The organism is Neisseria iguanae, from assembly GCF_003013245.1.
Taxonomy (GTDB): domain Bacteria; phylum Pseudomonadota; class Gammaproteobacteria; order Burkholderiales; family Neisseriaceae; genus Neisseria; species Neisseria iguanae.
This window is the reverse complement of record NZ_PXYY01000007.1, coordinates 1-15247: the sequence shown is the minus strand read 5'-3', so window position 1 is coordinate 15247 and position 15247 is coordinate 1. Positions and strand designations below refer to the sequence as shown.

Here is a 15247-nt window from a genome sequence, read left to right as displayed (position 1 = left end):
AGAGACGTTTCAGACGGCCTATTGGTTGGGATTTGTCATAAGATTCAGTAATTGTTGCGGTGGCAGCAGTAATTGGTATGCGGATATGCCTAAGGCCGCCGCCATTTTTTCAATATTGGAAAGAGCAATATTCCAGCGTTTGCGTTCTACGGCGGAAACATAGGTGCGGTCAAGGCCGCATTGACGGGCAAGTTCCTCTTGGGACCAGCCTTTATTTACGCGAAACAAACGCATATTGTAAGCAAGCACGGCGCGTAAATCATTTTCGTCGGGTAATTCTGCCGGCGGCGTGAGTTTGTTGCTCATGGTCTATCCTTTGTATTTATTATTACGGATTTTAATTTACCTCAGTGCAGAAGAAAAGCCAAAAAAAAGGGGGTGGCAAACATAGCCACACCCAAACACACACACATCAAGAGGAAATAGATTAAAAGGTAATGAAAGCAAGTTACTTCGGCCTTTTGTCAGCCTTTGCCTGAATTCAATAAATGAATTATAAATGAAAACTATTTTTAGGTTTTGATTCAAATCAACTTCGTCTTTTTTTCTGTTAAAAGCAATTTAAAACAGTTTGTTTTATGTTCTGCCTTAGATAACCAGGACAAATCCTGCGTTACCAATTATTTTAGGGGCTGAAGCAGTATTTTCAGAATAAAAGGCCGTCTGAATGTGAATCAGTTTCAGACGGCCTGAGATGATGTGGAATGAGTGATATTGGCTGCAGATTCAACCCAATTTTGCTTTAATCAAATCTTGCACTTGTGCCGGATTTGCTTTGCCCTTGCTGGCTTTCATCACGTGGCCGACAATGGCATTCAAGGCTTTTTCGTTGCCTGACTTGAATTGCTCAATCGCTTTGGCGTTGCTGGCCAGTACTTCATCCACCATTGCTTCAATTGCGTCGGTATCGGTGATTTGTACCAGGCCGTGTTTTTCAATGATTTGCTCGATTGATGCAGCAGGCTCTGCCCACATTGCCTCGAAGGCTTTTTTCGCCAGTTTGCCGCTTAAGGTACCGTCTGAAATTTTAGTTGCCAGGCCCGCCAAACGTAAAGCGGTAATCGGGCTGTCGGCTAATTCCAAGCCTGCTTTATTCAAAGCGGCGGCCAATTCGCCGTTCATCCAGTTTGCCACTATTTTACCTTGCTTGCTGGCGGTTGCGGCGGTTTCAAAGAATTCGGCCTGGCTGCGGCTGGCAGTCAGCAGCCGCGCGTCGTAGTTACTCACGCCGAAATCGGCCACGAAACGCGCCGCCATTTCTTTCGGCAATTCAGGCATGTCGTCGCGTGCTTTCTGCATTTGGTCGTCTGAAATGATAATTGGCAGCAAATCCGGGTCGGGGAAATAACGGTAGTCGTGTGCGTCTTCTTTCAAACGCATCACACGGGTTTCGCCTTTGTCGGGGTCGAACAGCATGGTGGCTTGCTGTACCTTGCCGCCGTCTTCTAAAATCTCGATTTGCGCTTCCACTTCATAATTGATCGCAGCTTCCAAGAAGCGGAATGAATTGAGGTTTTTGATTTCGCGGCGGATGCCGAATTCTGCCTGGCCTTTCGGACGCACGGAAACGTTGGCATCAATGCGGAACGAACCTTCGGCCATATTGCCGTCGCAAATATCCAGCCAGGTTACCAAACCGTGTAAGGCCTTGGCATACGCCACCGCTTCTGCCGCCGAGCGCATTTCCGGTTCGGATACCACTTCTAAGAGCGGCGTACCGGCGCGGTTCAAATCGATGCCGGTTGCACCGTCCAAACCTTCATGCACCGATTTGCCTGCATCTTCCTCCATGTGTGCACGGGTCACGTTGATGATTCTTACTTCGTCATCTGCCACGATTTCCAGCTTGCCGTGCTCCACAATCGGCAAATCGAGCTGGCTGATTTGGTAGCCTTTGGGCAAATCGGGGTAAAAATAGTTTTTGCGGTCGAACACGTTTTTCCGGTTGATTTTCGCATCCAGCGCCAAACCGAGCTTGATGGCTTTTTCCACCACCTCACGGTTCATCACCGGCAATACACCCGGCAACGCACATTCCACCACGCTTGCATGCGCATTCGGCTCGGCACCGAACGCCGTTGATGCACCGCTGAAAATTTTTGATTTGGTGTTTAATTGGACGTGGATTTCCAGTCCGATTACGGTTTCCCAAGTCATAGGAGTCTTTCTTTACATTAAAATATTTAACAACTGTATTTTATTATTCCACTACACCTTCATTCAACAAATGCTCAACAAAATGCTGTAATGATGTTAAGTTATAAACTCGTGGAATAATATTAAATGCTTCTTCTAATTTATTTTTTGCGGTTAGCCAGCCTTGGCCGTCTGTAATCCAAACAAATTCATAATTTGGATATTGATTGATTTTATGGCTTATATCTGAATATGCTCTTGCTACTTCATTTAGCTTTGAACCACCACTATTATAAAAATTTGTCTCAATTAAATAGGTTTTTTGTTTAGTTTTAATCACAAAATCAAAGCGCTTTACATCTGTGCCTAAACTAACAATTTCAGGGAATGCAGGATGATTTACTTCGGTCTGATATTTTATATTTGCTTATTTGCTGCTTCAAATTTTTGGCTTACCGCGATTGACATATTATCGCCACCGCGATTTTTTCTTGTATTGCTATCTAAGCCAATTTCAATACCGAAAACATAATCTACTAAATTGGTAACATCTTTATTATGAAAGACTTCTGATAGACCAGTTTCTTCAAGATATTCAAATATCTTTTCAGGTGAAGTGAAATAACTGTCCAGTAAAACTACATTACCGTCTGAATTGAAAGTTTTGGCTTTTTTATTTTTACGGATTGCTATCAATATATCTAACACATCAAAGGCTTTAGGGTTTTCTTCAAAAACTTCTTGAATCGCAAGACGTAAATCATTCTTGCCTATTAAGTAATTTAACTGATTCAATTTAATGGAAATTTTATTTACGTTTGTTCGCGCTTTATTAAAATCAGAAAAATAACCCAATGTGGCATTGGTTTCCATTAATTGAGAAATAAAAAGGTCAAAATTTTCAGACATTAATTTTCCTTAGTTGATATTTTCTGAAGTCGTTTTCCAGCCAATTCAAAAAATCCCGTTTTCAATTCACAACCGCGACCTTTATTAACAGATACCATCTGTCCGTTTTGACAGGTAAATCCATCATTAGACAGCAAATAAGGTGGGTCAACAAAAATCATATCAAAACAGCCATTAGGGTATTTATCCAAAATACGCCGCATGACGTTTAATGCATTTTCATTGTAAATGACCATGCCGTCTGAAACGTGTTTTTTCAAACCGCTTTGATAGGTTGCCGCTACTTCACGTAGAATATTAAATTCACTCGCCATAAATCGCCTACTTTTTGTCTGCTACTGCCTTTTGCCGCAATATTACGCTGCACATCAATCGTTTCAATCCGCGCACCTTGATAAATTTGACGGGTAAATTCGGTATCATGATTGGAAATCAACACTCCTTGTGATTGTTCGGCAACTTCTTTAGCTTGAACAGCCAAACGGTTTTGATAGCTTAAATCAAACCTATCTTTTGCATAGGCGGTAAATGAAGCCGTATTACTGAGTGGAACATAAGGCGGGTCGCAATAAACAGTATCATCATCGGTGGCTAATGCTAAGGTCGTCTGAAAATCACCACACATCAATTCAATACGGTCAGATTTGGCTATAAAACCGCGCATTTCCAATTCAGGAAAATAGGGCGATTTATAACGGCCAAACGGCACATTAAAATCGCCTTTGCTGTTGTAACGGCATAAACCGTTAAACGCGTGACGGTTTAAATAGATAAACAATGCCGACCGTCCAGCTATGTCATCGCTGTGATTGAATTGTTCGCGCAAATCATAAAAAAGGTGTTCCTGGTTATTTTTAGGGCTAAAAAATGAACGGGCATAATCAACAAACCCCTGTTTTTCCTGTTTCAGCATACGATACAGATTTATCAGGTCGCTATTGGTGTCATTCAGCAGATATGAATCAAAATCCAAAGCTAACGATAAGGAAGCCGAACCTGCAAATGGCTCAATCAGACGTTTGCGTTTAGGGCTGGGTAGATGGCTTTGGATAAATGGTGCTAATTTAAACTTACCGCCAGCCCATTTTAGAAATGGTTTACTCATTGGACAATCAGGCTACTTTTGCTTGATTGGCTTTGAGTCGCGCTAAAGCAGCAGGCGACATTTTAGCCATTTGTTCAGACGTAGCACGATCAAGGATTAATCCACGAGCTTCATCAATCAATTCTTCGAGCGTGGTTTCATTTTTATCTGCGCTATAAGACCAGAAGAAAGCGTTTTCTTCATCTTTCATTGATTCAATAAAATAAAAAATAGAATCTTGATTTTCTTCTGCATCGTGAACAATATGAACATCAAGTGTGCCTTCTTCGTTCAGCCCGCTATAAACTTCAATTTCTGTTTCGATATTTATGCTTGTCATTTCGTATCCTATATTCAGACGGTATGTAATAAAAGCCGTCTGAAAGTTTTGTTATCATTTATTTACTCAGGCGTTTTCTCATGCCAGTTGCTGTTAACCTGCACTTGATGGGCAACATTCAGCAATTTGGCTTCGTTGAAATAATTGCCAATCAGTTGCACGCCGATCGGCAGGCCGTTGCTGCTGAATCCGGCGGGCAGGCTCATGGCGGGCAGGCCGGCTAGGTTGACGGCGATGGTGTAGATGTCGCTCAGATACATTTGTACGGGGTCGTGAATGTCGCTGCCGAGTTTGGGCGCGGCGGTCGGGGCAACGGGGCCTAAAATCAGGTCGCAGCCTTGTAAGGCCGTCTGAAAGTCGTTGGCAACCAGGCGGCGCAGTTTTTGCGCTTTCAGATAGTAGGCATCGTAGTAGCCGTGTGATAACACATAAGTGCCGATCATAATGCGGCGCTTCACTTCGCTGCCGAAGCCTTCAGCGCGGGTGTTGGCGTACATTTCGTCGAGGCTGCCGAATTGTTGGGCGCGGTGGCCGTAGCGCACGCCGTCGTAGCGGGAGAGGTTGGTGCTGGCTTCGGCGGAGGCGAGTACGTAATAGGCGGGAATTGACAATTCGGTTTGCGGCAGGCTTACTTCGGCCATTTCCGCGCCTTGTATTTTCAATAAATCGATCACGTTTTGTAAGGCTGTCTGAACGTCGGCGTCGTTACTCTCGTCAAAGTATTCTTTCGGCAAGCCGATTTTCAAGCCTTTTAAGGGGTGGTTCAAGTCACGGGTGTAATCTTCTTTTTTGCGCGCCAAACTGGTGGAATCACGCTCATCGAAGCTTGCCATCGCGTTCAGTAGCAAGGCGCAGTCTTCGGCAGTTTGTGCTATCGGGCCGGCTTGGTCGAAGCTGGAGGCATAAGCCACCATGCCGAAGCGCGACACCACGCCGTAAGTGGGTTTGATGCCGGTGATGCCGCAATGAGAAGCAGGCTGGCGGATTGAACCGCCGGTATCGCTGCCTAAGGCGGCGGGTGCCAAGCGGGCGGCCACGACTGCTGCAGAACCGCCTGACGAACCACCCGGCACGTATTCGTGGTTCCACGGGTTTCGGGTGGCACCGTAAAATGAGGTTTCATTGGTCGAACCCATGGCGAATTCGTCCATATTGGTGCGGCCCAGCGTGACCATGCCTTCGTCCAACAGATTTTGTACAACTGTGGCGGTGTAAGGTGATACGAAATTATCAAGCATTTTCGAGCCGCAGGCACTCTTCCAGCCTGTTTGGCAGAAAATGTCTTTATAGGCAACGGGAATGCCGGTGAGCGCGCCGGCATTGCCCGCGGCAATCCGCGCATCGGCGGCTTGGGCTTCGGCTAAGGTCAGGTTTTTATCTAATGTGATATAGCCGTTTATCGCGGAGTTTTTTGCATCAATGGCATTCAAATATTCCTGTGTGAGTTCGGTGGCGGAAATTTGTTTGGATTGCAGCAATTCGCTGGCTTGTTTTAAGGTGTATTGAGGCATGATGGTTTCCGAATTTTTGTGTTTCAAACGGCCTTTCGTTTGAAATTGGTGCAGGCCGTCTGAAAATCAATTTATTCTTCGATGACTTGCGGTACGATGTATAAACGGTTACGTACTTCAGGTGCAGCAGTTTGGTATTCGGCAGCATGGTCGCTCTCGGTAACTTTGTCTTCGCGTAGGCGCAGAGCGACTTCGTGCGGGTGTGCCATTGGTTCGATGCCGTCGGTGTTGACGGTTTGCATTTTTTCAACCATGGTGAAGATGTTGTTCAATTCTTGCAGGGTTTGCACTTGCTCTCCGTCAGTTAAACGCAGGCGGGAAAGTTTGGCAATTTTTTCCACATCGTTTAAGGTTAAAGCCATAAAAAATCCTTGTCTGATAGCAAATCTAACCTTTATAGGGTATCATTGCGTTCATCTTCAATGAAATGAAGAATTATAACCGAAAATCCATCGGGGTGGCTTGGTTTATCAATCAAATGATGGCAGGCCGTCTGAATTATTGTGTCTATATGCTCTGAGAAGATTATTTAAAATAACACGTTAAGGGCGATTGCCCGAGATTTCAGGTATTTTCATGTTTCGTTTTTTATCCCATTTTCTTTCTAATGACATCGCCATCGACTTGGGTACGGTCAATACGCTGATTTATGTGCGTGACCGAGGTATCGTTCTGGACGAACCGTCAATTGTGGCCGTGCAGACGGGGCTGCCAAACGGTAAAACCAAGATTGTGGCTGTCGGTATGGAAGCCAAGAAAATGCAGGGGCGCGCGCCGCGTAATATTGAAATTATCCGTCCGATGAAAGATGGTGTGATTGCCGACTTTAATATTACTGAACGTATGTTGGGCTTGCTGATTAAAAAAGCAACTGGCGGCCGCATGATCGTGCCACCACGTGTGGTGATTTGTGTTCCGGGCGGTTCGACCCAGGTTGAACGCAAGGCAATTCGTGATTCCGCGTTTGCCACAGGGGCATCCAGCGTGCATCTGATTGAAGAGCCGATGGCTGCGGCTCTGGGAGCGAGTTTGCCGATTGAAGAAACTGCCGGTTCGATGATTGTTGATATCGGTGGCGGTACGACAGAAATCGGTATCTTGTCGTTAGGCGGTATGGCGTATTCGGATTCTGTGCGTGCCGGCGGTGATGCGTTTGATGAAAGCATTGTGCATTATGTGCGTCGTAAGCGCGGTGTATTGATTGGTGGGGCGACAGCGGAAGAATTGAAAAAGAAAATCGGTTCGGCATTCGGAAATGATGACATGAGTGCGGTACGTGTGAAAGGCCGCGATCTGTCGGAAGGTACGCCAAAATCGATTGCGGTAACGACCGATGAAGTCCGCGAAGCGTTAAGCGAGCCTTTGAATCAAATCGTGCGTGCCGTACGTTTGGCGCTAGAACAGGCGCCGCCAGAGTTGGCCGGTGATATTGCCGACCGTGGTATTATGTTGACCGGTGGAGGTGCTTTGCTTAAAGGCATCGATACTTTATTGGCTGATGCCACCGGCTTGCCTGTAGGTATTGCTGATGAGCCTTTGAACTGCGTGGCTTATGGTGCAGGTAAGGCCTTAGACTATATCGGCAAATGGGATGCTGTTTTCGCTGAGAATCCTTAACCGTAAAAGGTAGGTATGAAACAATCGTCTTTACGGTTTGACGGCGATACCAACAGTCGCAAGCCATTATTCAAGCTGGCGGTTTATGTGGTGCTTGGCATTGCTTTGATGATGCTTGACAGCCGCTTTGCCGCCGTTCAATCCATTCGTCAGGCGGGGGCAACCATTCTGTATCCGATACAGTGGCTGGCCAACCAGCCTGTCCGTCTCTATCAGTATGTCGGTAATCTGTCGCAATCTCAGGCCGCGCTTCTTGAGCAAAACCGCATTTTGCAGGAAGAAAACGGCCGCCTGAAAATCCTCTTGCAACGCGATAAAGTCAACCTGCGCGAATTGGGCGAGCTGAAAAAACTTTATGGCTTGCAACAGCGTGGCATCAGTGATGTGATTGGTGCGGAAGTAATTTCCAACGGCAAAGATCCGCTTTCAGAAAAACTGATTATCAATAAAGGCAGCAGCGATGGTGTCAAAGCCGGCGATGCAGTCATTGATACCGAAGGCTTAATCGGACAAGTCACACAAGTGCAGTTGAAGAGTTCTGAAATCAGTTTGTTAACAAGCAGCAAGACCATTGTTCCGGTGGTTGTCGAGCGTACCGGCGAGCGTAGCCTCCTTTACGGCGGCGGTACCAAACTGGATTTGCGGTATTTTCCGGTAGCTTCTGACTTGAAGCCTAGTGATATCTTATTGACATCAGGTTTGGATAGTGTGTATCCGACCGGTATTCCGGTCGCAACGGTCAATCAGGTGGTGCGTGTTTCGGGTACGCCTTATTATGATACGACGCTTACGCCTTTCGCCGCATTGCAAGGCAGCCGCTTTGTGTTGGTTTTGCCGCAACACATTGATGCGCCGACGGAACCTTAAATCACCATGAACGAATTTGACGATTCTTTCCACGCCGTGCCGTTGGGTATGGTGGTGGCAACCTTTATTGTTGCCATGCTGCTGGACTTCATGCCGTTTCCTTTTGACATGTTTTTCTGGTTGCCGGAATTGACTGCATTAACCTTGCTGTATTGGACCATGCAACGCCCGCAGGTAGTGGGCATGGGCGTGGCTTTTGTGGTGGGGCTGCTGGTCGATATCGGCACTGCTGCATCTTTGGGTTTGCATGCCTTGTCTTATACAGTAGTGGTGTTTTTTGTTTTTAGTTATCACCGCCAAATCATGCTTTACGGTCATGTGATGCAGATCTTAGTGGTATTGGCGGCTTTGTTGTGCAATCAGGCTGTATTAGTGGTCGCACGGCTGTTTTTAAATTATCAAATCATTACTTGGCAAAGTTTTATCGCGCCTTTTATCGGTGCGTTGCTTTGGCCTTTGCTCAGTCAGTTAATGCTGATTCTGATCAATATCAGCCGTGCCCGTCGATAAAATCATGTTGAAACGAAATTTATCCGCCGAACCGGTGAAATCCATACCTAAACAATCAGCCGCTAATGTGTCGCAATCAGATTCTGTGCTGCGGTTGTTAGTGGCTTTTGTACTGATTTTGGTTTTTTTCGCCTTATTGTTGGCACGTTTCGTCTATCTACAAGTGGCACGTTATGACGACTTTACTGGGCGTGCTTCGACCAACCGCATCACCATTATTCCTAAACCGCCTATTCGCGGAGAAATTGTTGATGTCAACGGCGTACCTTTGGCAAAAAATTATCCTGTGTTTTCATTAGAAGTGATTCCCAGTGAAATTGAAGGCAAAATGGATGATTTGGTAGAAGCCTTAGGACAGTATGTCCATATCAGCGAAACTGATTTGAAACGCTTTAAAAAATACCGTGAACGTTACCGTAAGTACGAGAATATTCCGTTAAAATTGAAGCTGACGGATGAAGAAGCCGCTAAATTAGCTGTGCATTTGCATGAATTTAAAGGTGTTGAAGTCAATTCGCGGACATTCCGTTCCTATCCTTACGGTGCGCTGACCTCGCATTTCTTGGGCTACATTGGCCGCATCAGCGACCGAGACCAAGAAAAACTGAGGGAGGAAGAATTAACCGCACTGTATCGTGGCAGCACCCATATCGGTAAGTCAGGTCTAGAAAATTATTATGAACACCAGCTTCACGGTTTGCCGGGCTATCAAGAAGTGGAAAAAGATGCGTACGGCAATATCGTGAAAGTTTTGAAAAATGTACCACCTAAGATGGGACAAACCTTGCGTTTGGGCATGGATATCCGCATGCAGCTTGAGGCCGACCGTATTTTGGGCGGAAAACGCGGAGCAGTTGTGGCGATTAATCCGCAAAACGGGGACGTGTTGGCATTTGTTTCCAAACCTTCATTCGACCCAAATTTGTTTATCGACGGCATTGATACGGAAACATGGAAATCACTGAATCAAGATTGGCAACGTCCTTTAATCAATCGTGTAACGCAAGGTCTGTATCCGCCGGGTTCAACCTTTAAGCCTTTTATGGGCATGGCATTTTTGGAAAGTGGCAAATTGACGCAATCAACCGTGTTGCCTGCTCCGGGTGCGTGGGGTATTCCCGGTAGCCGGCATTTATTCCGTGATGCCGTGCGCAGCGGCCATGGTTCGGCTAACTTGAGCCGCGCGATTCAGGTTTCATCGGATACCTTCTTTTATCGTGCCGGCTATGAATTAGGCATTGATAAAACGCATCCTTATTTGGCTGAGTTTGGCTTGGGTGCCCAAACCGGTATCGATTTGCCGAACGAATACCGCGGTATTTTGCCGAGCCGTGAATGGAAAGCTAAGCGATTTGCCAAAGCCAAATCTCCTTCGGTACGCGAATGGTTACCGAGTGAAATGGTGTCAGTGAGCGTGGGGCAGGGTTATAACGCCTATACCCCTTTGCAGATGGCACATGCAACGGCTTCTCTGGCCAATAACGGCGTGGTTTACCGGCCGCATTTGGTAAAAGAAGTTTTGAATTACAACGATCGCGAAATTACCATCATCAACCCGAATCCCGAACGTACCATTCCGTTTAAACGTAATAATTTCGAATACATTAAAAATGCCATGGTGAAAGTATTGAAACCTGGTGGTACGGGCTACCGTATCGGCACAGGTTTGGCATACAGCATGGGCGGTAAAACCGGTACAGCCCAGGTCGTACAAATCCAGCAGGGTAAATCGTATAATGCTGCTGCCTTGCGCGAACAGCATCGTGACCATGCATGGTTTATTTCGTTTGCGCCAGTTGACAAACCGGAAATTGCTATTGCTGTTTTGTTAGAAAACGGCGGCTGGGGTGCCAATGCAGCACCATTGGCACGAAACCTGACCGATTTTTATATGCTGAATGTCAAGCAAAATCATTTTCCGCCAGAATCTGAAGCATTGGTGAAACAGGCTACCATTGGAGTCCAAGAAGCCAAACCGGTTCGACCTTCGGTTTTTCAGACGGCCTATCAGCACCATCAATATTCCGTAAACGGACAACCGGCAAAGGAAACGCCAAATGACTGAACATCAAAGCGGCAGTTGGGCGACGAAAATCAGACAAACAGTGTGGAAACCGATTGATCCGTGGCTGTTTTTTGCGATGTCGACCGTGTATGTCATGAGTCTGTTTTTACTGTATTCGGCCGACGGACAAGAATTCGGTCAATTGGAAAACAAAACGCTGCACACCGTTATCGGCTTTATTTTATTGTGGGTAGTGGCGCAGATTCCGCCTAAAATGGTTGCAAAATGGGCGTTGCCGATTTACACCGTCGGTGTGGTGTTATTAATCGGTGTGGAAGTGGCGGGGGTGACGGTCAACGGTTCAACCCGCTGGTTGGATCTCGGCATACGGATTCAGCCGTCTGAAATCATGAAAATCGGCTTGCCAATGATGGTGGCGTGGTTTTTTCAACGGTTTGAGGGCAGACTTCGCTGGTGGCACTATCTTGCCGCTTTCGGCTTGATGGCGATGCCGGTGGCTTTGATATTGAAACAGCCTGATTTGGGTACAGCCGTATTGATTATGGCTTCGGGTATTTTTGTGGTGTATTTTGCCGGTTTGCCATGGAAAATTATTTTGGCTGCCTTTGCGGCATTTGTTGCCGCCTTGCCTCTGCTGTGGAACTACGGCATGCGCGATTATCAGAAAACGCGCGTGTTGACCTTGTTGGATCCGACTAAAGACCCTTTGGGTGATGGTTATCATATTATTCAGTCCATGATTGCCATCGGCTCGGGCGGTGTTTGGGGCAAAGGTTGGCTCAATGGCACGCAAACGCATCTGGACTACATTCCCGAAGCCACTACCGATTTTATTTTTGCCGTATTTGGCGAAGAATTCGGCTTAATTGGCAATATTTTATTACTGCTGGTGTATTTGGTGATTTTGGCACGCGGTTTATACATTGCTGCCCGCGCGCAACATCTATACAGCCGCACGCTGGCCGGTGCGCTGACCATGACTTTTTTCTGTTATGCCTTTGTGAACATGGGTATGGTGAGCGGTATTCTGCCGGTGGTTGGTGTGCCGTTGCCGCTGGTGAGTTACGGTGGAACTGCGACTATTTCCATCATGATGATTCTGGCTTTATTGATGGGTATTGCCAACGAACAAAAATTACCACGGTCGAAAGAAGATTCTTAAACAAGGGATAAGTTATGGAATTGGGTGTTGAAATCACCAAATTGATTGTTGCATTCATGGTATTGATCAATCCGTTTAGTGCCTTATCGATTTACCTGGATTTAACCCGCAACCACAGTACGCGCGAACGTCGGAAAATTGCTAAAATGGCAACTTTGTCGGTGTTTATCGTTATTTCTGTTTTTGCGGTCAGCGGTGGTTTTATTTTGAAACTGCTGGGTATCAGCGTCGGCTCATTCCAAATCGGCGGCGGTATTTTGGTGTTATTGATTGCCATTTCGATGATGAAAGGCGACGACAATCCGGCTAAACCTGATTTGGGTACGGGTGAAGGCAGGGAAATAACTATTGTGGCCAAGCCCAAGGATAATGTGATGTCGTTTGCTGTCGTGCCGATTGCGATTCCAATGATGATTGGGCCGGGTGGTATTTCAACGGTGATTATTTATGCATCCGCCGCGCAAAATTACTGGGACGTAGTGAGCATTATCGCCACAGGATTCATTATCAGCCTGTTTTGTTATATAGTGTTGATGGCTTCAGCAAAAGTGAGCAAATGGTTGGGCGATACCGGCTTGAGCATTCTCAACCGCATCATGGGTATGTTGTTGGCTGCGGTATCGGTGGAGATTATCGTGGCCGGATTGAAATCGATTTTCCCTCAATTGGCATAGCTAGGAATAGAGCGTTGGATTATGTCAGGAAGATTTCAGCTATGCTTTCATCAAAGGTAGAATGTCCCCCAATTTCTTAAATTGAGGAGGAATGGAGTATCTTTGGTCATTAAGCTTTAAAGACAGAGAAAAAATACGGTCATTTTAGAAAAAGTTTCAACCTATTACAAATAAATTATGATTTCGGAAATAAATGCGCCATGGCGCTTTCTTCCTGTTTAATGCGCACCGCTAAGATAATCAAATAAATCGGTAATCCAATCAATGCAGTATATTTTGCTTGGCAGAAAAGTGATAAACCAATTAATTCAGGGATAATGTTTAAGAAATAATTTGGGTGACGTACATATTTGAACAAGAAAGAGCGGTTGATTTTATGTTCAGGTAAAATATAAAGTTTTACTGTCCAAATCTCCTTCAGTTCATGAATCACATAAAATAGCATTGCAAACGCAAAGACCAAAATTGCCAGCCCTATTTGTGACGTGCTGTCGAATGACGTATTTTGGTTGTTGGCTTCAATGATTGCTGCGAGATAAAACACAATATGGGCAATGGATAAGAGCGCGGAATTGCGTTTACCATATTGTATCGCACCGTTTGCAATCAGTACTTTTTCATGGCGGATAGAAATAGACAGACTATAAAAACGGATCGCTAAAATAAAGGCAAAGGTGATATTGATAAATAACATGTGGTTATCCTTAATGTAACTATATTCCAATTAAGTGGCGTAATATAACAAAAAATCCGATGATGTGGCATGAAAACACGCCTTTATTTTGAACGTTCATTGCTTTTCTTTTTCTTGTTTGTTGATTCATAAGAAAAAATAACCTTTTATCTCTCTTAGGTTTCCGCTATTTTCAGCCTACTGAAAGTCAGGTTAAGTATAGCAAAGCTGTATAATAAAGCAATATCTAATATAAATATAAATGCTATATAAAATATATATCTTTAATAATATCTTTAATATTTAAAAGAATTTATTCTTAAGCATTGCTATATATCAGCCGTCTGAAATTTGGGCGTAAAAAATCCCGCACTTGGCGGGGTGTGATGTGAAAATACCGGTTGAAATTCAGAAAATCGGGGATTTGTGTCCAATATCGGATAGATGGGTAAAAAAGCCTGCGCAAGGCGGGCTGGGGATTAAAGTGATTGTTTGGGTATTTGGACGTTATGGCCGTAAATCATAATTTCCGATCCTTTGGTTTTGTTATATGCGCAGTAGGATAAGAAATATTCATCCTGACGGTAATTTTGGTAAATGGATTTAATTTCCAGGCAATTATCGTATGAAACAATCCAAGGGATTTGAATATTTTCTAAGGCTTGGCAGATTTTGACATGGTCATCATGGTTGTAGAAATTGCGGTATAACCCTTGACCTTTAACATAATAAGGCGGATCCAAATAGGTAAGGGAAGGTTGGGGTAATATCCGGTCAACTTGGTTGAGAAGTTCAAATGCATCGAAATTGTAAACATGGATATGTTGCGCGTATTCGGCAATACGTAAAATCTGTTTGGTCAAGCGCTCTTTATTGAAACGTGCGTTTAATTTATATTCACCGCTTTGGGCTTTGCCTCCAATTACTCCGGCTTTAAGAATGCCGGAGCGATTAGTGCGGTTCAGATAGAACGCTGAAAACCCATGCTCTAACCAGGAATGGTTTTCAGGTTCTTTTAAAATGATTTTTTGTTTTTCCCATTCTTCAATTGAGATAGGCGTTTGCTGGAGTTTGGCCAAGAAATTATCTGTATCGTTGACCGTGGATTGCCAAAAGTGGTAAATGGCCAAATCAGCATCGTTGATATGAATATCGGAGACATATCTGTTGAAAAGCAAATTTAAGGCAACACCAGCCCCGCCTGCAAACGGCTCAAGGTAATGTCCGCCTTGCAGGTGGTTGGCTTCGATAACTGACTTCACAAAGGGTGCAAAAACCCCTTTGCCGCCCGAATAGCGCAATGGGGTAAGGGGCCAAGACCTTTGCAAAACCCTCTTAAACCCCATGCAAAGTAACCATAGTTACCAAATGGCGTAATACGTCCCAAACCCCTAAAATCCTCTAAATTCCCTTTAAGCCGAATTTAGAGGGTTTTCTTCATGAGCAGCTTGTTCAAACAAACTACCGAAACCATGATTGCCAAACATATTGACCGCTTTCCATTGCTTAAAAACCACTTCATTACCGGCCGGCAGCCCATCACCAATTATCCCGAACAGCAAAAAGGCCGTTATGCCCGTCACAACGGCAGCCGTCCCCCTTGTTCATGACTGTCCGTGTCCAACGCCGTTTTACCCGGCCGATGGCACAGCCTATCCGACCCCGGACACAAGCACCGTTACCCGTATTGGCTTTTATCTCTTTTGTGGTTTTGACGAACCCGACACACCCGGGCACA

At 45.2% G+C, this 15247-nt stretch carries 17 protein-coding genes and 1 pseudogene; 7 read left to right on the top strand and 11 right to left on the bottom strand.

From position 1 onward, the window contains the following. Positions 1-18: 18 nt before the first annotated feature. The 9 genes and pseudogenes from C7N83_RS02100 to gatC form a co-directional block, all read right to left on the bottom strand. The gene (locus C7N83_RS02100) at positions 19-306 is read right to left on the bottom strand and encodes a helix-turn-helix domain-containing protein (protein ID WP_106740284.1); all 288 of its coding nucleotides are present in this window, start codon (positions 304-306) and stop codon (positions 19-21) included. Positions 307-726: 420 nt separating this feature from the next. Next, positions 727-2157: an Asp-tRNA(Asn)/Glu-tRNA(Gln) amidotransferase subunit GatB gene (gene gatB, locus C7N83_RS02095; protein ID WP_106740282.1), complete on the bottom strand. Its 1431-nt coding sequence runs from the start codon at positions 2155-2157 to the stop codon at positions 727-729. A 43-nt stretch (positions 2158-2200) separates the two neighbouring features. Next, on the bottom strand, positions 2201-2515 hold the full coding sequence (locus tag C7N83_RS16510; RefSeq protein ID WP_281256723.1) for a DpnII family type II restriction endonuclease: 315 nt from the start codon (positions 2513-2515) through the stop codon (positions 2201-2203). Positions 2516-2553: 38 nt separating this feature from the next. Beyond that, entirely contained in the window at positions 2554-3045 is a 492-nt protein-coding gene (locus C7N83_RS16505) for a DpnII family type II restriction endonuclease (RefSeq protein ID WP_211296556.1), read from the bottom strand. Positions 3046-3122: 77 nt separating this feature from the next. Next, positions 3123-3359 (bottom strand): annotated as a pseudogene (locus C7N83_RS02085) (site-specific DNA-methyltransferase); the annotation flags it as partial. Next, a complete protein-coding gene (locus C7N83_RS02080; protein ID WP_106740280.1) occupies positions 3326-4150 on the bottom strand; it encodes a Dam family site-specific DNA-(adenine-N6)-methyltransferase in 825 nt (274 codons plus the stop codon). The pseudogene C7N83_RS02085 and the gene C7N83_RS02080, both read right to left, overlap by 34 nt. 7 nt (positions 4151-4157) lie before the next feature. Beyond that, on the bottom strand, positions 4158-4469 hold the full coding sequence (locus C7N83_RS02075; protein WP_106740279.1) for a hypothetical protein: 312 nt from the start codon (positions 4467-4469) through the stop codon (positions 4158-4160). A 62-nt stretch (positions 4470-4531) separates the two neighbouring features. After that, positions 4532-5980 (bottom strand): Asp-tRNA(Asn)/Glu-tRNA(Gln) amidotransferase subunit GatA, encoded by a 1449-nt coding sequence (gatA, locus tag C7N83_RS02070; protein WP_106740323.1) that lies wholly within the window; start codon positions 5978-5980, stop codon positions 4532-4534. A gap of 71 nt (positions 5981-6051) precedes the next feature. Further along, positions 6052-6342: an Asp-tRNA(Asn)/Glu-tRNA(Gln) amidotransferase subunit GatC gene (gatC, locus tag C7N83_RS02065; protein ID WP_106740277.1), complete on the bottom strand. Its 291-nt coding sequence runs from the start codon at positions 6340-6342 to the stop codon at positions 6052-6054. 214 nt (positions 6343-6556) lie between these two features. Here gatC and C7N83_RS02060 point away from each other — a divergent pair, with 214 nt between their 5' ends. The 6 genes from C7N83_RS02060 to C7N83_RS02035 are packed head-to-tail and all read left to right on the top strand — an operon-like array spanning position 6557 to position 12836. After that, a complete protein-coding gene (locus C7N83_RS02060) occupies positions 6557-7597 on the top strand; it encodes a rod shape-determining protein (protein WP_106740275.1) in 1041 nt (346 codons plus the stop codon). 15 nt (positions 7598-7612) lie between these two features. After that, a complete protein-coding gene (gene mreC / locus C7N83_RS02055; RefSeq protein WP_106740274.1) occupies positions 7613-8464 on the top strand; it encodes a rod shape-determining protein MreC in 852 nt (283 codons plus the stop codon). 6 nt (positions 8465-8470) lie between these two features. Continuing rightward, entirely contained in the window at positions 8471-8974 is a 504-nt protein-coding gene (mreD, locus tag C7N83_RS02050; protein WP_106740272.1) for a rod shape-determining protein MreD, read from the top strand. A 4-nt stretch (positions 8975-8978) separates the two neighbouring features. Next, positions 8979-11039, top strand: coding sequence for a penicillin-binding protein 2 (mrdA, locus tag C7N83_RS02045; RefSeq protein ID WP_106740270.1), 2061 nt, complete (start codon positions 8979-8981; stop codon positions 11037-11039). Next, positions 11032-12162, top strand: coding sequence for a rod shape-determining protein RodA (gene rodA / locus C7N83_RS02040; RefSeq protein ID WP_106740269.1), 1131 nt, complete (start codon positions 11032-11034; stop codon positions 12160-12162). Before mrdA ends, rodA begins: the two co-directional genes overlap by 8 nt. A 14-nt stretch (positions 12163-12176) precedes the next feature. Beyond that, a complete protein-coding gene (locus tag C7N83_RS02035; protein WP_106740267.1) occupies positions 12177-12836 on the top strand; it encodes a MarC family protein in 660 nt (219 codons plus the stop codon). 175 nt (positions 12837-13011) lie between these two features. Here the strand turns inward: C7N83_RS02035 and C7N83_RS02030 are convergent, their stop codons facing one another. After that, a complete protein-coding gene (locus C7N83_RS02030) occupies positions 13012-13530 on the bottom strand; it encodes an isoprenylcysteine carboxyl methyltransferase family protein (protein WP_106740265.1) in 519 nt (172 codons plus the stop codon). A 458-nt stretch (positions 13531-13988) separates the two neighbouring features. Beyond that, a complete protein-coding gene (locus C7N83_RS02025) occupies positions 13989-14837 on the bottom strand; it encodes a DNA adenine methylase (protein ID WP_245911093.1) in 849 nt (282 codons plus the stop codon). Positions 14838-14948: 111 nt separating this feature from the next. Between C7N83_RS02025 and C7N83_RS14470 the strand changes: the two genes are divergently transcribed. Next, positions 14949-15119, top strand: a complete 171-nt coding sequence (locus C7N83_RS14470) for a hypothetical protein (protein ID WP_170064769.1) — start codon at positions 14949-14951, stop codon at positions 15117-15119. Positions 15120-15247 lie beyond the last annotated feature (128 nt).